15 protein-coding genes are annotated in these 18,242 nt (G+C 59.4%); 5 read left to right on the top strand and 10 right to left on the bottom strand.

Translation table 11 applies throughout. The features are described 5' to 3' along the window. A complete protein-coding gene (locus HNI00_RS08600) occupies positions 1 to 417 on the bottom strand; it encodes a universal stress protein (protein ID WP_172353909.1) in 417 nt (138 codons plus the stop codon). 253 nt (positions 418 to 670) lie between these two features. Between HNI00_RS08600 and HNI00_RS08605 the strand changes: the two genes are divergently transcribed. Beyond that, a complete protein-coding gene (locus tag HNI00_RS08605) occupies positions 671 to 1,891 on the top strand; it encodes a phosphoglycerate kinase (protein ID WP_316792493.1) in 1,221 nt (406 codons plus the stop codon). A gap of 156 nt (positions 1,892 to 2,047) precedes the next feature. Here HNI00_RS08605 and HNI00_RS08610 read toward each other — a convergent pair whose 3' ends face one another. The 7 genes from HNI00_RS08610 to HNI00_RS08640 form a co-directional block, all read right to left on the bottom strand. Beyond that, positions 2,048 to 3,217, bottom strand: a complete 1,170-nt coding sequence (locus HNI00_RS08610) for a transaldolase (protein WP_297077495.1) — start codon at positions 3,215 to 3,217, stop codon at positions 2,048 to 2,050. A gap of 310 nt (positions 3,218 to 3,527) precedes the next feature. Further along, on the bottom strand, positions 3,528 to 5,168 hold the full coding sequence (locus HNI00_RS08615; RefSeq protein ID WP_316792495.1) for a hypothetical protein: 1,641 nt from the start codon (positions 5,166 to 5,168) through the stop codon (positions 3,528 to 3,530). A 30-nt stretch (positions 5,169 to 5,198) separates the two neighbouring features. Next, on the bottom strand, positions 5,199 to 6,593 hold the full coding sequence (locus tag HNI00_RS08620) for an alkaline phosphatase family protein (protein ID WP_316792497.1): 1,395 nt from the start codon (positions 6,591 to 6,593) through the stop codon (positions 5,199 to 5,201). Positions 6,594 to 6,711: 118 nt separating this feature from the next. Beyond that, the gene (gene dprA / locus HNI00_RS08625) at positions 6,712 to 7,854 is read right to left on the bottom strand and encodes a DNA-processing protein DprA (protein ID WP_316792499.1); all 1,143 of its coding nucleotides are present in this window, start codon (positions 7,852 to 7,854) and stop codon (positions 6,712 to 6,714) included. A 108-nt stretch (positions 7,855 to 7,962) separates the two neighbouring features. Next, positions 7,963 to 8,901 carry an NAD-dependent epimerase/dehydratase family protein gene (locus HNI00_RS08630; protein ID WP_316792502.1) on the bottom strand — a complete coding sequence of 313 codons (939 nt, stop codon included), beginning with the start codon at positions 8,899 to 8,901 and terminating at the stop codon, positions 7,963 to 7,965. Between the two features lie 85 nt (positions 8,902 to 8,986). Then, the gene (locus tag HNI00_RS08635) at positions 8,987 to 9,754 is read right to left on the bottom strand and encodes a peroxiredoxin-like family protein (RefSeq protein WP_316792504.1); all 768 of its coding nucleotides are present in this window, start codon (positions 9,752 to 9,754) and stop codon (positions 8,987 to 8,989) included. A 140-nt stretch (positions 9,755 to 9,894) separates the two neighbouring features. Continuing rightward, positions 9,895 to 10,569 (bottom strand): hypothetical protein, encoded by a 675-nt coding sequence (locus HNI00_RS08640; RefSeq protein ID WP_316792506.1) that lies wholly within the window; start codon positions 10,567 to 10,569, stop codon positions 9,895 to 9,897. Positions 10,570 to 11,293: 724 nt separating this feature from the next. Between HNI00_RS08640 and HNI00_RS08645 the strand changes: the two genes are divergently transcribed. The 3 genes from HNI00_RS08645 to map all read left to right on the top strand — a co-directional run bounded on the left by HNI00_RS08645 (position 11,294) and on the right by map (position 14,014). Then, positions 11,294 to 12,433: a WG repeat-containing protein gene (locus HNI00_RS08645; RefSeq protein ID WP_316792508.1), complete on the top strand. Its 1,140-nt coding sequence runs from the start codon at positions 11,294 to 11,296 to the stop codon at positions 12,431 to 12,433. A gap of 253 nt (positions 12,434 to 12,686) precedes the next feature. Continuing rightward, positions 12,687 to 13,001 carry a hypothetical protein gene (locus HNI00_RS08650; RefSeq protein WP_316792509.1) on the top strand — a complete coding sequence of 105 codons (315 nt, stop codon included), beginning with the start codon at positions 12,687 to 12,689 and terminating at the stop codon, positions 12,999 to 13,001. Between the two features lie 185 nt (positions 13,002 to 13,186). Then, positions 13,187 to 14,014, top strand: a complete 828-nt coding sequence (gene map / locus HNI00_RS08655; RefSeq protein WP_316792510.1) for a type I methionyl aminopeptidase — start codon at positions 13,187 to 13,189, stop codon at positions 14,012 to 14,014. 128 nt (positions 14,015 to 14,142) lie between these two features. Here map and psbH read toward each other — a convergent pair whose 3' ends face one another. Next, a complete protein-coding gene (psbH, locus tag HNI00_RS08660) occupies positions 14,143 to 14,346 on the bottom strand; it encodes a photosystem II reaction center phosphoprotein PsbH (RefSeq protein WP_297080512.1) in 204 nt (67 codons plus the stop codon). Positions 14,347 to 14,424: 78 nt separating this feature from the next. Between psbH and psbN the strand changes: the two genes are divergently transcribed. Beyond that, positions 14,425 to 14,556, top strand: a complete 132-nt coding sequence (psbN, locus tag HNI00_RS08665) for a photosystem II reaction center protein PsbN (protein WP_068511165.1) — start codon at positions 14,425 to 14,427, stop codon at positions 14,554 to 14,556. Here the strand turns inward: psbN and HNI00_RS08670 are convergent. Continuing rightward, entirely contained in the window at positions 14,553 to 17,909 is a 3,357-nt protein-coding gene (locus HNI00_RS08670) for an alpha-mannosidase (protein WP_316792513.1), read from the bottom strand. The two genes, psbN and HNI00_RS08670, sit on opposite strands and share 4 nt — an antisense overlap. Positions 17,910 to 18,242: the final 333 nt, after the last annotated feature.

Raw genomic sequence — 18,242 nt, forward strand, 5'->3', positions numbered from 1 at the left:
CTACGGCACAATCAGCACCGGACAGGGCGACAGGTTAATCACGCGGTTGGTCACGCTGTCGGCGGCTCCCTCATCCGTCAGCCCCAGCCCCCGACAGCCCATGACGATCAGGTTTGCGCCAATTTCGTCGGCCACGTCGCAGATGGTAAAGGCGGGTTTGCCTGCCCGCTCCATCACCTGCGCGTCGAGGCCCTGCTCGGCAAACAGGGCTTTGGCATTTTTGAGCAATTCGGCGATCGCCTCTGGAGAAGTCATTTCCAAATCGGCGGCTGTGGGGACTTTTTCCTCATCTAGCGATTCCACGACCGACAAAATCACCAGACGGCTGCCGTAGGTTTTGACGACATTGGCCACCACGTCGGCGGCTTCGCGAGACTCGCGGCTTTGATCGACTGGAAACAAAACGGTTTTAAACATGACACGCCTCACAGGGACGCAGAGTTCGGTAGAGTGATGGGTGGTGTGGAGAAACGTCAGCGGGCTAACAGAGCAAGGGCGATCGCCCCTATCAATGTTGCTCAGGCGGGTCTATAAGTAAAACCTATAGACTCCCGCAGCAGTGAAAAGTTTTTGTAGAGAAAGAGTTGCGCTCAGCCCCGTTCTGTTAGCAAGCCCTGACGTTTTACAATAGGCAATAGGTAAAAAGACTTACTTGAGGGGGTATATAGCGGTGTCCAAAAAAACTCTAGCAAATTTGACTGCCGACGACCTACAGGGCAAGCGCGTCCTCGTGCGGGCTGATTTTAACGTACCGCTCGACGACCAGGGCAACATTTCTGACGATACGCGCATCCGCGCCGCCCTGCCCACCATCAATGACCTGATTGGCAAGGGCGCAAAAGTCATCCTCACCAGCCACTTCGGCCGTCCCAAGGGCGACGACTTCGCGGCCCGCGCTACGGACAAGAACCGCCTCACGCCCGTTGCCGCCCGCCTGTCGGAACTGCTGGGGCAAACCGTCGCCAAGCCGAGCGACTGCATTGGACCAGAGGTCGAAGCCGCCGTTGCCGCCATGCAGCCCGGCCAGGTGATTTTGCTAGAGAATGTCCGCTTTCACCCCGAAGAAGAAAAAAACGACCCCGAATTTGCCAAACAGCTTGCGTCGGTGGCGGATTTGTATGTCAATGATGCCTTTGGCACAGCGCACCGGGCCCATGCCTCGACGGAAGGGGTGACCCACTATCTAAAGCCCTCCGTCGCAGGCTACCTGATCGAAAAAGAACTGCAATATCTGCAAAGCGCCATCGAAGAGCCGAAGCGTCCCCTAGCGGCGATCATCGGCGGCTCCAAGGTGTCGAGCAAAATCACCGTGATCGAGGCGCTGCTAGAAAAAGTAGACAAGCTGCTGATCGGTGGCGGCATGATCTTCACCTTCTACAAGGCCCGGGGGCTGAGCGTCGGTAAGTCGCTGGTGGAAGATGACTTTATCGAACTGGCGAAGTCGCTGGAAGCCAAGGCCAAAGAGAAGGGCGTGGCGCTGCTGCTGCCGACCGACGTGGTGGTGGCCGACAACTTCGCCCCCGATGCCAATTCCCAGACCGTCAGCGTGGAAGCCATTCCCGACGGCTGGATGGGGCTGGACATTGGCCCCGACTCGGTGAAGGTGTTCCAGGAGGCGCTGGCGGACTGCAAGACGGTGGTGTGGAATGGGCCGATGGGCGTGTTTGAGTTTGACAAGTTTGCAGCAGGGACGGAGGCGATCGCCCGCACCCTGGCCGACATCACCAAAACTGGCGCAACCACCATCATCGGCGGCGGCGACTCTGTGGCGGCGGTGGAAAAAGTGGGCGTGGCTGACCAGATGAGCCACATCTCCACAGGCGGCGGGGCCAGCCTGGAACTGCTGGAGGGCAAGGTGCTGCCAGGAATTGCGGCGCTTGACGAAGCTTAGGAGCGGGGGTTGGGGGCTTGGGTCGCAGGGGGATCGCTGCATCCTAAACCCCCACTTCGGAACTCTGAATCCTAAACATCCCGGCGAGTTGCGTTTGATGAAGGGCGATCGCCGGGATACTGCTTAGGATGCGAGTGACTGGGAACGTTCGGGCAGCTAAACGCCGGCCAACAGCGCCCCGCCCAGCCCTGCATGGACTTCTTCCGGCGTAATTTTGCCGTCTTTGTTTTCGTCCAGCGCGTCGAACACCGCATCAGTGCCCAGCCACTCTTCGCGGGTAATGAAGCCGTCGCCGTCTAGATCGTAGGCTTTGAACAGATCCTCAGCGGCGTGGTTCACCAGCGCTCCGCCTTCGATTTGTGCCAGCCGCTTGGCCAGCAGGGCTTCCAGCGTTTCCAGCGCTTTGGTAAAGCCCTTGATGCCTTCGTCCAGCTTTTCCGAAGCCATGCGGTCTTCGGCGTGCATTTTGTCGAAGGTGGCTTTGTCGATGGTGATCTTTTCGATGTCCATCGCAGCGGCCTTGGCGGGGTCGAGCTTGCGGGGCAGGTCGCCTTCGGTAGACTGCAACTCCGCCAGCAGCGAGGGCGAAATCGTCAGCAGGTCGCAGCCCGCCAGTTCTGTGATCTCGCCAATATTGCGGAAGCTCGCGCCCATCACCTCGGTCTGGTAACCGAACTTCTTGTAGTAGTTATAAATCTTGGTGACGGAGAGAACGCCCGGATCTTCGGCGGGTGCATAGTCCCGTCCGGTTTCCTTCTTGTACCAGTCGAGAATTCGGCCGACGAAGGGCGAAATCAGCGTCACGCCCGACTCAGCGCAGGCGATCGCCTGATGCAGCCCAAACAGCAGCGTCAGGTTGCAGTGGATGCCCTCTTTTTCCAGCACTTCAGCGGCTTTGATGCCTTCCCAGGTGGAGGCGATTTTGATCAGAATGCGATCGCGCGAAATGCCCGCTGCTTCATATTGGGCAATCAGTTCGCGCCCTTTGGCAATGGTGGCTTCGGTGTCGTAGGACAGGCGGGCATCCACCTCGGTCGAGACGCGCTGCGGCACAATCGCCAAAATCCGCTTGCCAAATTCCACCGCCAGGCGGTCAAACGCCAGCGTGGCCACCTGCGAGTCCGTCGCGCCAGATCCCGCATCTGCCTTGGCCTGCTTCAGCGTTTCATCCACAATTTCTTGATATTGCGGCATTTGCGCGGCCGCCGTAATCAGCGAGGGGTTGGTGGTTGCGTCGCGGGGCTTAAACTTTTCAATGGCCTGAATGTCGCCTGTATCCGCGACGACGACCGTCATCTCGCGCAGTTGATCGAGTAAAGTTGCCATCCGTTTCTCCTGGCAAGTTCAAAAGGGTCAGGTTGGATTTTCAAGGAATCCGTCGGTTAATCCGTCGGTCTATGAATAGCGTCTGGTGTTGCGTCTAGGCCGATCCTACTCTGAGATTTCTGATGGGGATTGTAGAGTACGGAAAGCCTTAATCTGCGTGTCGGAGAATTCATGCCTGGGCAACCGCGTGGATGGGTCGAGCGGAGGGCAGAGGTGGGACAAAGGTAGGGCAAAGATGGGGCGATCGCTCGTCCCGATTTTCCGCTTTCCGATTCACGATTTTGGGGCGAGTCGGGAAAACTGTCCCCCATCAGGAGTCGCTGCCCGATTCACCCCGCAGCCACCGCCACAGGTCTGCCAGCCAGGTTTCCAGCCAGACGATGCTCCGATCGATCCAGTCCAACACTGCCTCTAGGGGGTGCTTTTCGTAGCGGACGAGGGTGGCGGGAGTGTCGATGTAGGGCGGCTGGGCAGTGGTCGCTTGAGGGGTCGCGTGAGGGGGTGCGTGGAGTGAAGCGCTTGGGGACTGGAGAGTTGGAGGGCTGGATGGCTGGGGCGTGAGGGGGCTAGGATCTTGGCGACTGATGGTGAGGATGACGCTGTGTGCGTCGGGCATCAGGTCGGCAGTGGGAACAAGAGGGGCGATCGCCCTTGCGTTGGTCAGCCGCTCCGCAGAGATGACCTCCGTGGAGAAGTTAGCGGGGACGTGAGTCGGTCGCTCCGCAGGTTGCCCAGTAAGTTGCCCAGTAAGTTGCCCAGTAAATTGCCCAGTAAATTGCTCGGTGACTTGCTCCATAAATGGCTCTGCGGGCTGCTCCGCCAAGAGTTGCAGCAAAATTTCGCCGGGGGAGTGGGGGCGCAGATGGGGCGGAATCGTCGGCGAGAGGGACGGTGCAATGCCCGATCGGATGGGTGCGGAAGGGGGCAGAGGGGCTGTGCCTGGGAACGGCGCGCCGGGACGGGGGGCGGGTTCTGGCGGCGGAAAGTACACGGCCAGCGCGGCTTCCTGGAAGAGATTGGCGGCGATCGCCACTGGCCCCGTCTGCACCCACGCCATCAGTTGATAAAACGCCTTTACGGGCGGGGCGGCGGTTTCTCGCGGCAGGGGCACGGGCAGCATCCGAGTCAGTCGGCCCCTTGGCGAGGAAGCCAGCGACCGGGATGGCGGGGCTGCGAGGTCGGCGATCGCCCCATCGCTCGCTCCACTGCCCAGTTCCCCAGCCGAGCGGCGACCCGTCAATCCTGCCCGCCGCAGCCAGCGCCGCCGGGCCCGGCCATCGTTCGCCAGTTCCCAAATGATCTGCTGCTGAAGCCAGCGCTGCTGCTGGGGCGACAGGTCGATGAGGGCATTGGTCGTGGTCACCAATACCAGCATTCGGCTATCCAGCCGCGAGGCAATGCCGCCAATGTCTGCTGGACCCTGGTTGCCCAGTGTTGGATTAGCCTGGGGGTTCATGCGGGTGGCTTCGGCGGTGGGGAGCGCCGATGCTTCGCGGAATGTTAGCGGGGCGGGGTCGTCCTCAGGGCGGGGCGGCGGGGCCAGGTTTGATGGAGGACGGAGGGCGATCGCCCGCGAATCTGGGGAGCTTGGTGGAGCGGCTGGTGCGGCAGTCAGCGCGTTGGCAAAACCCGCCGAGCGAATGGCCCGCAGCGTTTTGTGAATGGGCGCATCGGCAGGCGGCGGCGAGGCAGGCAGCGCGGGTTTGCCCTGGACGCTGCGCTTGACATTTTCCAAAAACAGCCCCACGCGCTGCGCTGCGGGCCCCATCTGTCGCCCCGCCAGCCGCATCGACTGAAACGCCACATAGACCGGATACAGCACCACCTGCGCCCCCAGCGCGATCGCACCTTGGGCCTGGCGTATCCAGCGCGACGTGCGATCGCCCAAACGCAGCCGCTGCCGAGACAGATAGCTCAGCAAGCGACTTTGGAAGCGACCAGACGAAGGCATTTGCGGGGTTGGGGGGGTGAGGATCTGAAGCTAGATGGGAAGGATGTTGCCGCGCAGATTGGCGGGGGGCTGGAGGCCGTAGCGGTATAGCAAGGTGGGCAGGATGTCGTAAAGCGTCGCGCCCTCTAGAACCTGACCGCCCTTGGGCTGGCGCGGGTCGTGGAAAATCATCAGCCCAAAGGGAGCATGATTGGCATCGTCGGGCCCAGTGTCATTATTTGTAGTGTAAAGCGAGCCGTCCCCGACTGTACCCACGGAGCGCCAGGCCAGTTCGTCGAAATAGGCAATCAGGTCAGGAGCCACGCCGCGCACCTTCTGGTAAATTTGCTGCGGCTTCATGATGCGGTTGGGCATGGGCTGTCCGTCTGGCGTGGGGATGCTGGCCAGGAGGTCGGCTAAGCGCGATCGCTCTTGCTCGTATTCCGCCAGGGGAATCACGCCCTGCGGTTCTCGTCCCTGCACGTTCATAAAAATCCGCCCGTAGTAGCCGCCTGCGCCCCAGGCTTTGGTCTGGCTCCAGTCCACCTCGACCTGATCCAGCGGCAGCGGTTCCGCAGGGGGCTGCTTTAGCGTCAGATAGCCCCACTTGATCAGCCACTCATTGACGCAGATGCCGCCCATCAGCGGCCGCGCCCCGTGGTCTGACACCACCAGCACAGCGGTTTCCTCATCACACCTTGCCAGCAGGTCGCCGACGCGCCGATCCACATGGCAATAGTAGTCGTGAATCGCGTTGGCAAAGGGCGACCCCGGCTCGTGCTGCGGGTGGGTGGGGTCCATTGGCTTCCAGAAGGAGTGGTGAATCCGATCCACGCCCATGTCTACCAGCATCAGAAAATCGGGCTGGTCGCGCTCGATCAGCTTTTCTGCCAGGTCAAACCGCTGGTTGCAGAGGTCGTAGATGTTTTGCAAGATTCGCGCTTTTTCCTCGGAGCGAAACTCTGGCACGTCCAGCAAAAAGTCGGGCATCCATTCGGCAATTTGCGCGGCCAGACCTGGCGGGTGCGTGTAGGGCACATCACGGCTGGGCGTAAGGAAGCAGGATACGAGGGAGCCGTTCACTGGATAGGGTGGCGAAGTGCCCGGAACGCTGAGAACCGCGACCGTCCAGCCCGCATCGCCCAGCAAGTCCCACAGGCGCGGAACCTTGACCGCTCGACCGTCGGCGATCGCCATCTTGCCATAGCTCCGATCGGCCCGGTTGCGAAATCCATAAATCCCCAGTTCCCCCGGATCGCGTCCACTCATCATGCAGCTCCAGGCAGGGACGGTGATGGCGGGAATGCTGCTCTCCATGCGTCCATAGCTGCCCGCCGCCATCAGCCGCGACAGGTTGGGCAAGTCAGACCGCCAGCGGTCAAACACCAGCGACGGCTCCATACAGTCGAGTCCGATGAGCAGGAGGCGGGGTTTGGGGGAAGACATGGGCAGCAGGGAAACGAGAGAACGGGGTGGGGGGACGGGAAGTGCGCCAGTCGTCGTCACCCCGAAATACCTCCTCACTCTATCGTCTCAGCGCGTAGATTACCCTCTCGAAAAATGGTCATCCTGCTCGGCAATAGCGCATTCCGGGCAGTTGCGAAACCACGCCCAGCATTTCTAGCTCTAGCAGGGCGGCGAGGAGGTTGCTGGTGTCGAGTTGGGTGGTTTGTACCAGGGTGTCGAGGGCGATCGCCTCTGGTGGGATGGGGGGAATCGCCTGAAAAATCGGCACCAGGCGGGGCGGCAGGTCGGGTGTGGGAGGTGCAGACGCAGAGGGCGCTGGAGCAGCAGAGTGGTTTGGCATCGCGTCTAGCTGGGGAATTGCGCCGAGGGCCTCTAGCAGCGGGGTTTCGCCGAGAATGACCTGAGCGCCGCCTGCAATGATCTCCAGGCAGCCGCGGGACTGGGGCTGGTCGAGGGAGCCGGGGAGGGCGTAGACTTCGCGGCCATATTCGTTGGCGACGCGGGCGGTGATCAGCGCTCCCGATTTGGAGCCTGCTTCGATGACCAGGGTGGCGCGGCAGAGTCCGGCGATGATGCGATTGCGGCTGGGGAAGTGGGCGCGGTCGGGGCCGGTGCCCCGGGGATGTTCGCTGAGAATCAGCCCTTTGCGGTCGATCTGCTGGGCGAGGGCGCGGTTGCTGGCAGGATAGACGCGGTTGACCCCGGTTCCCAGGACGGCGATCGTGCGGCCGCCCGCATCCAGACAGGCTTGATGGGCGATCGCATCGATGCCTTCCGCCAGCCCAGAGACGATGGTAAATCCTGCCTGCACCAGCGCTTCCACCAGGCGATACGTCCACTGTTTGCCATAGCTGGAGGGGTTGCGGGTTCCCACGATCGCCACTAGCCCCACTTCCCCCCGGTTTTCTGCCAGCGCCACCTGCCCGCGATAGTAGAGCAGTGGCGGCGGGTCGGGAATCTCGGTGAGCAGGCGCGGATAGTCGGCATCGGCGGGAGTCCAAACGTCGGGATTGTCGCGCTGATGTTCTGCGAGCAGGGATGCGGGATCGAGGGAGGCACGGGCCGTGGCGATCGCCCCTGCCGTCATTCCGCCAATGCCCTCCACCGCATCCAGGGCAGCCAGATCGGCATCCCAAGCCGCCGCCAGCGACCCAAAGTGGCGATAGATCCGCATCAGCAGTGTCGGGCCGACACCCGCGATCTGGCTCCAAGCCAGCCAGTAGGCTCGTTCGTCAGTCAAGGTGAGGGGTAGAGAGTTGGGAGTATGGGAGTTTGGGCAGGTGCAGGCCATCGCGCCAATGTCTGACACCTGCACCCTAGCTTCCAGTGTTCCCTGGTAGGCTTAGGCTCAAGCGTGGGCTGCTAGGATTTCTTCGTCCAGGGAGAAGTCGATTTCGGCTTTGTCGCGGCCGCTGGCGAGGTAGTCGTGTTGGAACGAGTCGGCCAGGCCGGAAACCAGGTCAAACTGGGGCTGCCAGCCTAGCTCGGTCTTGGCTTTGTGGATGTCGGTGAAAAAGTGCTGCACGCGCATGGGAAAGGCTTTGCGCTTGCCAAAGTCAAATTTTTTGGGGTCGTAGTGGACGATTCTGAGGGTGGTGGGGTCTTTGCCAGCGGCGGTGGCGCAGGCGCGGGCCAACCCGTCGAAGGTGACAGCGCGATCGCCCGATATGTTGTAGATCTGCCCGATCGCCCGCTCGTTGCCCAGCACGGCGGCCATGGCGGCGGCTAGATCCTGGCAATGCCCAAACTGGGTGAGCGCCATGCCGTTGCCGGGAATTGGGACGGGGCGATCGCGCACGATGCGGTCAAAGAACCAGGCTTCTAGGTCGTTGTAGTTTTGCGGGCCGTAGATATAGACCGGGCGAATGGATGTGAAGGGAATGCCGGACTCTGCCAGATAAGCCTCGGTTTCAAATTTGCCCTTGTGGCGGCTGTTAGGATCGACCGCATCGCCCTCGACGTGGGGCATCTGGTCAGACTTGAGGTACACGCCCGCAGAACTGACGTAGACGAAGTGCTGGATTCGCCCTTTGAAGATTTCGGCGAGGGGCTGGGTGTCGCTGAGTTCGCGGCCGTTGTTGTCGAACACGGCATCAAAGGATTCGCTGGAGAGGCTGGTTTTGATCTGGAGGGGATCGGTGCGATCGCCCACAATCTGCCGGATGCCCGCGACGGGTGCGGGTTTGTTGCCCCGGTTAAACAGCACGACTTCGTGGCCTTGCGCCACCAGCAGCTTTGTCAGGTACACGCCGATAAACCGGGTTCCGCCCATCACCAACACGCGCATGTGTCGTCCTCTCAACCTGCGATTGCAAACTGTGCTTTTCGATCCTATGACGGAATGAGGACAGTAAACCTTGAGCCTGCAAAGCTTATAGCTGGAGAAACTGGAGCGGGTTGCTCATGGTTTCGGCAAAGCCCAGAATGGCGCGATCGCGGTGTTCGTATAGCAGTTCGCCCTGAGCGTCGAATAGGAACGTTGCGCCGCGCTGGGTCAAGAAGGCGGCATCGGGCACGTAGGTCTTCCAGTGGCGCAGCACTTCGCCCATATTTCGCAGGCGCAGGGTGGCTAGCTCAAACGGGCGCTGGAAGCCGCGACCGCCTGCCCAGCGAAAGAAGGAACCTTTGAGGGGCGGCAAGGGAAACGCCTGAATTTCTTCGTCGTCGGCAATGAGCTGGGGTGCAGTGCGATCGCCCCGATAGCCGCGAAACACCTCCGCCAGCGTGCCCGGACTACCGATCCCCGCACACATCAGCATCAGGTTGAGCCAGCTATTTTGCGCGGGTGAGAGGACGGGGAGTTTCAGCGACAGGCCGCGATATAGCCCCAGCGCTTGGTGCAGCGATGCGCCGGGGTCGATGAACAGATGTTCGGCCGGAAAGTCGGTATACTCGCAGAATTTTTGCCCTGATGGGCGATCGCCAATGCCCACCGCCCGCACCGCGATGCCCGCTGCCTGAAGCTGCGCCGCCTGCCGCCGAATCCACCAGGCATATTCCAGGCTGTCAAAGTCGCCCAGTTGCGTCCAGATCAGCACGAGGATTTGTGAGGCAGCGCCGCAGTCCGCCAGAATTGGGGCGATCGCCCCGTCGCTGACTCGCTCGCGGGTCGTTTGAGCTAGTAGAGAGTAGGGATTCATCAATCGTCAGAATTGAGCCGTTGAACTCCTAGCGGCGCATTCCTGTCGCGTCCATCAGAGTCAAGCCGCTGCCAATTGCTGATCCCGGTCTTCGACCAACAGACTGACCTGAAAACTCACCAGAAACCTGAGAGCCTGCCTCAGGATGCTCGGCGGTTGGACTGCGCGAAGCTGAATGCGCCCAAGGTCAATTGTCCGTCAAAGGTGTAGAAGGTGACGCGAGAAATCTGGCGGCCTGTCAGCGTCATCTCCAAATTCGGCGCTTGGCTGGAGCCGGAGCCTGCCAGGTTGGCGGCTGGGGTTTGGGTCTGGGCGACGGGGCGATTGTGTTCGTCAAAAGCTGCCATCACCGTCGGGCGAGAGCTGGTAATGTGTCCGCTGACGCGCTGCACGGGCTGGTCAAAGGTTGCCTCCAGCCACCCGCCCTTGGGACAAGCCATCAACACCAGTTGTCCAGTATGGGAGGGAAATGCTGGATTGGAGGGCACAAGGGCGACTGCATTAGCAAAGGTCACACCCAGATGATGAAACTGAGTGCTAACCGTTTCGAAGGTTTGCAGTTCGTCAAAATCTAGCTCAACGTCATCTAGCGCGTCCTGAGAAACGGGCGATCGCGCGGCAGCTAGCTCAGACCCAGCCGCAACGCCGAGCGGGCGTGCTTCAAACGCAGCGGTGCGAGCCGCAGGCTCAGAAAAACTCGGTTCAACTAACTCAGTCCCCGACCCAAAGTCCAGTTCAGCTTCAGCCTCTAATGGCGCAGATTCAGCATAGAAGGAAGATGAGGGGGCAACCGGAACATCAGGATACTCTTCCATAAGATTTTTCCCTGAAGAATTTTCTCGTTTACTCGGTCGAAGATGCTGCCGAAGCAAAGGGGCAATAGAAGGCAACTAAACCAAGATTGCTCAGGCAAACTCACGAACACTCAACGAACAGGGAGCCATCCACACACCCATTTACGAAGCTCAGAACAAGGCTCAGACAGAAGTTACGAACGATTTAACAACTCCCAACAGCGTCGCTAGGCTAGTAGCTATCACGCCACTACAAGGCTTACAGGTCGTCTTATCGGAATAGATTGCTCTGCCCAACTACCTTCATGAAATCAGGTTCAAAGATTGCCTCATGTGAAGCCAAAATAAACTCCAACCTTGAGCAAGACCTGTCGCCCCCGTTTAAGCAATCTTGGGCAAGCGAAATCCAATCCCGATATACCTAGCCATCCTCAAAACACGTTAAGTATCCGTAAATATGTCACCAACTTCATGAAGTCTTTAAGTTTTGCAAGGCTAGCTCATGGTTTCTTTACACATAACGATCGGACACTGCCGGAATTTCGTCAATAGGGATCTCAGCTATCTTTGCAGTCATCTGGGTTCGTGCATCTTTCCGTGATTTCTCTGCTCTCAGTAGCTTCTCCAATTTTCAAACATTCTTCACTGAGATTACGTATCACAAGTATCTCTCCTCCTATTCCCCCACAACTCATAGCCATCCGTCCGCCTTCTGTCACTCCTCCTCGTCAAATTCCCCAGTCCCATGCCAAACTTTTTTTACATTGCTGCGATCGCCTCCACCCTGCTCCTGCTGGAGGGCTGCCGCTGGGATAGCGCTTCTCGTTCTCGCAGTCCTGACAATCTTGCTCTAAATCTTGCTCAGAATCTTGCTCTGACCCCTGTTTTGTTTTCTGACGCTGCCATGACCGATTCCCAAACCCTGGCCCAATCTGATGGGGAGCTTTCCTTTGACCAAGCTGCCGATTTTTCTGAAGGGCTGGCGATGGTGCGCCGGGGCGATCGCCTCCTGTTTATCGACCTGACGGGCAACGTGGCGATCGCCGTCGATCCCAACATGGACGGAGCGGCCGACTTTTCCGAAGACCTGGCGCTGATCAAGGCAAACGGGGTCTATGGCTATATGAATCGGGCGGGTGAAGTCATCGTTCCGCCGCAATATCTGGGCGCGGCTTCTTTTTCGGGCGGGCTGGCGGCGATTCGCGCTGGCACGCGCTACGGCTATATCAATCCCGCCGGAGAGGTCGCCATCGAGCCGCAGTTTGACCTGGCAGGGAGCTTTGCCGAAGGGCTGGCGGCGGTGAAACTGGGCGATCGCTACGGGTTCATCGCACCGACGGGCAAATTGGTCATCGATCCCCAGTTTGAAGATGCGTGGCGACTGTCTCAGGGGCGAGCAGCAGTGCGGCAGGGCGGCCGCTGGGGCTATATTGACCCGACCGGAGCGCTCGTCATCGATCCCCAGTTTGATGGGGCGTTTCGGTTTGCAGACGGGCGGGCGCGGGTGCGGCAGGGCGGCGACTGGGGCTTTATCGACTTGCAGGGCAAGCTGGCGATCGCCCCCCAGTTCAGCTTTGCGTCGGACTTTGCTGAAGGACGGGCGGCGGTGCTGGTGGGCGCGAAGTGGGGTTACGTAGATCGCCAGGGACAGATGGCGATCGCCCCCCAGTTTGACTATGCCGCCGACTTTTCCGAAGGGCTGGCCGCCGTCAAACAAGGCAACCGCTACGGCTATATCAACCCCGCCGGAACCTGGGTCATCGAACCCCAATTTGACGATGCTGCTGCCTTTTCAGAGGGTTGGGCCCGCGTCAAGCTCGGCAACCAGTGGCGCTACGTCAATCGCCAAGGACAATTCCTCAAAGCATCGCCGCTGCTGCGATAGCGGCCGGCCCCTCGCTTCAGACGCGCTCGTTCTAGGCGCACTCGCTCCAGACATGAAAATCCATTGCAAACTCTTTTCAAGACTCAGGTCAGCCTGCAAGTCTAATAGTCACACTTAGGACTGACGCAGTTGGACAATTTCTCGCGGGCGCAGCCTGTGAGAAATTGTCCAAAGTCTAGAAATCTTATCGTAAGTGCGTAAGTCCTGACACTACCAGTCACACGTTTCATATCAGCATTTGGTGAACCCCGCTATGAATCCCACCGTGATTAAGTTCTCCTCCGAAGACTGCGGCCTCTGCCACAAAATGTCGTTCTATGACCAGAAAGTGGCAGCCGAACTGGGGCTGGAGTTTGTCGATGTAAAAATGCAGGACACCGCCACCTACCGCAAATACCGCAAGATCCTCTTGGCGCAATATCCCGATAAAGAAGGCATGGGCTGGCCGACTTACATCATTTGCCAGGAGCCGGAAAGCGACTTCAAAATTTTGGGCGAAGTCAAAGGCGCACATCCCAAAGGCGAGTTTCGCGAACGGCTCCAGGAGATTGTGGCGGCGGCAACCTAAACCGGCTAAACCGCGACAGGCTGGACAATCCGCAGCAGGACGGTCGAACCCAACCGAATCATCCCCTAGATGGGAATACTTGAGGTAACTTAGATAAGGGCTTTCACGCCCTCTATCGCGCCCTCCATATCGAGCGTTTTCAGCAAGCGCTTCCAGCGACTTCTACCCCTGCACCTCCGGATTTAATGAACATTCTCACCGACCTCCTCCCGCAAGCCATCAACTCGCCCCGCGTCCGCAAGCAAAGCCGCAGCGTCGAGATCAAGTCCGCCCGCGAAATCGAAATCATGCGTCAGGCTTCTCGGATCGTGGCGACTGTGCTGAAGGAAATCTCGGAGATAGTGCAGCCGGGGATGACAACGGCGGATCTGGATGCCTATGCCGAGAAGCGCATTCGGGACATGGGCGCAACGCCGAGTTTCAAAGGCTACCACGGGTTCCCAGGGTCCATTTGCGCCTGTATTAATAATGAAGTCGTGCATGGCATTCCCAGTCGCCGCAAAACGATCCGCCAAGGCGACGTGCTGAAGGTAGACACGGGCGCATATTTTGAAGGCTTTCATGGCGATTCTTGCATCACGATTGGCGTGGGCAAGGTAACGCCCGCCGCCGAAAAGCTGATTCGGGTCGCCGAAGAAGCCCTCTACAAAGGCATTGAACAGGTCAAAGCTGGGGCCTTTTTGCTCGACTTGGCGGGCGCGATTGAAGATCACGTCAAGGCCAATGGCTTTAGCGTGGTGGAAGATTACACGGGGCACGGCGTGGGGCGCAATTTGCATGAAGAGCCGTCAGTGTTCAATTTCCGCACGCACCAGATGCCGAATGTGAAGCTGCGGGCAGGCATGACGCTGGCGATCGAGCCGATTGTGAATGCTGGGTCAAAGCTGACGCGGGTGCTGGGCGATCGCTGGACGGTGGTGACGTGCGATCGCGCTCTATCCGCCCAGTTCGAGCATACGGTGCTGGTGACGGAAACAGGCTACGAAATCCTGACCGACCGCAATTTGGTATAGCGCAGCAGATGACTGCATTGCAGCGCTTGACGTGCCCAGGACAAACCATCAGCTAAAAACCATCAGCTAAACATAAAAAAAGCCCTGGCATGACCGGGGCTTTCTCATAATCGAGCGTGATCTTAAAACTAGCCGCCGAGGCTGCGCCAGTCCACATTCACATCTTCCAAAATCAGCGAGGAATTGTAGATCTGCAAAATAATCAGCAGAAATACGAGAAACAGCACCATGAAAACTCCCATCAGCGGGGTTGTGCCCCAACCGGGAGCCACCTTACCGTATTCAGCGTTTAAGGGGCGAAGGATATCTCCCAAGCGAGTGCGTTGTGCCATGGGTTACCTGCAAGCAATCGTTAAATTTAACTTTATGTAATATTCTAGGGGAATGTGACTCATAAATTAGATCGACTCATGGACTCTGCAACAGTTCTTAGTATTTCCGTTACCGCGATCCTGATCGGCATCACCGGAGCCGCGATCTACACCTCCTTTGGCCCGCCGTCTAAGCAGTTGGACGACCCCTTTGAAGACCACGAAGATTAGGGCTTGGGCGCAGGCTGGAGCGTCAGGCGGAGGGTAAGAACCTGCCACGGCTGGAGGGCGATCGCCCCTCTTTCATTCTCTACGGCATTGGCATCATTCTCTACGGCACTAGCATCTTCTAGCAGATTTGTGGGGACGGCGCGAACCACTTGGGCGATCGCCCATTGTTCTGGAGAGCCACCTCCTGGAGAACCACCTCCTGGAGAACCACCTCCTAAAAAGCGAATTTCTCCTGACGCTCCCTGCGACTCGTAGCACCGCAAAATCCAGTCTCCGGAGCCGTCTTCAGCAGGCTTGAGGGCGCTCACCACGGCTGAGCCAGCGTCGAGGTGGAGCAGCGAACCCATCGGCGGCAATGCAGCCTGAGAGGGCGTGGCGGTTGCCGGGTCAACGACGCAAACCCGCAAAGGCTGGTTTTGCTCGTAGCCGCGTCGCACCGTTTCCGCCGCCTGCCAACGGCCGGCGTGGGGATACAGCGCGTAGGTGAATTCATGGTGCCCCAAATCCGCATCAGGATTCGGCCACGCTGCGCCGCGCAGCAGCGTCAGGCGAATTTGGCTAGGGCTGCTGTCGTAGCCATGTTTGCTGTTGTTGAGCAGGCTCACGCCGTAGGGAACGGCCTCCGACGCATCGGAACTGGTCAGGTCGGCCCAGCGCAGGGCAGGCACTTCCCACTGAGCCGCCTCGACAGAATTCTTCGGCTGGGTGGGCCGCTGGATTACGCCACCCGGAATTTCGCAGGTCAGCAAATCGGCCGTCAGATTGAGCGGAAACGCCGCTTTTACCAGGACGTGTCGCTCTTGCCAATCGACCCAGGTATGGATTTGCAGCAGTGGCGACTCGGCTTGCAACTCGTAGCGCTGGCGAAATATAGACCGACCGAGCGATCGCACGATCTCCACTGTCTGGGCGATCGCCCCATTGTTCACCCAGCGAATCGCCTCAAGCTGCGGCGGCGGCAAGGGATAGCTTCCGTAAGCTGGGTCGATATTCCACGCATCCCAATATTGCCCACCATCTTGAAACGCCTGAAGCTGATTGCCCGGCCCCGCCAGCACCTCCTGCTGCTGCGCCTTATCGAACACGCTAGCCAGATTGCCCGTAGCCGGGTCAACCGTCACCCGCAGAAACTCATTTTCCAGAACGAAGGAATCCGTCGGCTGGAGCGGCTCCGCAGCCGAAAAGTCCCCCTCAACTGGACACAGCCAGAAGCAGGCATAGCCCAGCGCAGGAACGGCTTCGGCCCGAAACGCAAGGTCCCAATGCTCGCCGTTATCCGCCTCCAGCACCCACTGAGCAGCGATCGCCCGTCCGTCCAGCCCGCGAACCTCCCAGTTCAACTTTCGATTTTCGATGTTCGATTTTGGATGTTCCCGCCCCGCCATTTTTCGTTTTTCGTTCTTCTTTCTTCGTTCTTCCCCCCCCACTCGCACCACCGCCGAGCGCGACCAGTTTAGCGGGTTAAACACCAGCACCGCCCTGGCCTGGGGATGGGGCGCGGGCGGTCGGGCAATGTGACGGGCGATCGCCCCTAGCGCTGCATCAATTGCGTCTTTGGCGCATTCTGCCGCCGCCGCCCACTCTCGATTGGCCTCTGCGTACACATCAGGAATCGCCGACCCGGGCAAAATATCGTGAAACTGGTTAAACAGCACCTTTTTCCACGCAGTTTCCAGGGCTGGTGCAGGGTAGGGCAGTCCCAGGGCTAGCGTCGTCATGGCTGACCACAGTTCCGCTTCGGAGAGCAGCGCCTCACAGCGGCGGTTCCACCATTTTTGGTCGGCATGGGTGGTGTAGCAGCCCCGATGGAATTCGAGGTAGAGATCGGTTTGCCAGAGGGGGTGTTGGGGTGTTGGGGGGGTGGCGTTGACGCTGGGATCATCCCATTCCCGCAGCGCTTCCAGGTAGGATTGTGCCGTGGAAAACTGGAGGCGTGGGAAGAAGGGCGATCGCCCCCAGCGCTGGGCCAGGTGCAGCATATCGCGGGTGGGGCCGCCGCCGTGATCGCCCACGCCGATTAGCCAGAGGGCGTGGGAATAGCCCGTTTTTTGCTCGAACTGGGCGGCGTAGCGGGCCATCTTGAGTGGGTCGAAGCCTTCGCCAATGGGGGCAGAGTGCAGGCTAAAAATGCGGCTGCCGTCGGGCCCTTCCCACCAAAAGGCTTCGTGGGGAAATTCGTTGGTGTCGTTCCAGCGGAGCTTTTGCGTAACGAAGAATTCCACACCGCCCTGGCTTAAGAACTGGGGCAATTGCCAGCAAAAGCCAAAGGTGTCGGGCAGCCAGGCGATCGCGCTGATGCGCCCAAATGTTTCCTGCACATAGCGCTGGCCGTAGAGAATCTGGCGGGCGATCGATTCGGCGCTGATCAGGTTCAATTCCGGCTCCACCCACAGCCCAGCGGCCACTTCCCAGCGCCCTGCCGCCACCTGCGTCCGAATTGCCTCAAACAGTGCCGGACGGTTCGTTTCCATCCAGGCATAGAGCGCGGGCGAAGAGTGGGTAAAGATCAGGTCTGGAAACTCCGCCTGGAGACTCAACACCGATTTGAACGTGCGCTCGGCCGCGTCCCAGGTTTCCGCCACGGGCCACAGCCAGGCCAGATCCAGGTGCGCGTGTCCCAACAGGGAAATCTGCCGCTGCCCAATCCACTCGCCAAAGGGCAACAGGCGCTGCCGCAGGTCGCAGAGCGCTTGGTCAAAGGCGGCTCGGTTGGCAAGCTGGCTCCAGTCGAGCGGGGCCACGGCGGCCGCCAGGTCTCTTAGCTGCGCTGGTGCAAAGGTTTCGACGTAGTGCTGCACGACATCCAGCTCGTCTGCCACAAATCCCGGCTCTGGGCAAGGCTCCAGTCCATACTGGGGGCGCTCATAAATACAGTGCGATCGCACCAGGGCCCCGTCGTCATGCCCCGGACTGACCAGCCGCAGCGCCACCGGAATCCGCTCTCCTGGCTGCACCTGCTCCCGCAGCACGACCCGCGCCGAGCAGTCAAACAGATCGCCCGCCTGCGCCAACTGCCCATCTACAAAAATCTGCGCGTCCTCTGCCCACCAAGTCAGCGCCAGTCGCAGTGTCAGCCCTGCCAGCGGATATGCCTCTAGCGCATCGGGCACGACGATTTCCTGAGCCAGCCACAACACCTGCCGTCCTTTCGTCCAGGGAATATGTCCCTTGGCATTCAGCGGAATCTTGCCCCAGGCTGTCCAGGTTGCAGGGTCGAGGGCATGGCTGGGGTCGCCTGCTGTGGCATACCAATCCCCCAGGCAGTCGCGCTGGGTTTGCCGACGCAGGCGATTCGCGAAGCGCTCCCTACGGGAATCGCCCACCAGCAATAGGGTGTAATCGGGAACATTCATGTTGGCTCGAATTCAATGGAAACCAGTCGAATAGGTTTATAAACTAAACTTTTGGGCGATTCCCTGGTGGGCGATTTACTGATAGATAGGTTGATAGACCGTATCAAAAACTGTCAAATTCAGAAGCATTTAGCCTGGGGCAGGCATGGCAATCCTTACAAGAACGCAAAAGAAAGAAAAAGATAGTAAAACATCGCACGACAAATAGAACAATGGGCGGAACCCCTCAGTGAGTGATCCAGGTTAAACTCTGTAAAGAGTATGCAAAGCTCTATCATTTTTGCCTGATTCCCTCTATCGTCCAGTATCAGCCCCCTTGGGTCGCTCGCTATA

The sequence above is a fragment of the Thermoleptolyngbya oregonensis NK1-22 genome (assembly GCF_032705245.1).
Lineage (GTDB): Bacteria > Cyanobacteriota > Cyanobacteriia > Elainellales > Elainellaceae > Thermoleptolyngbya > Thermoleptolyngbya sichuanensis.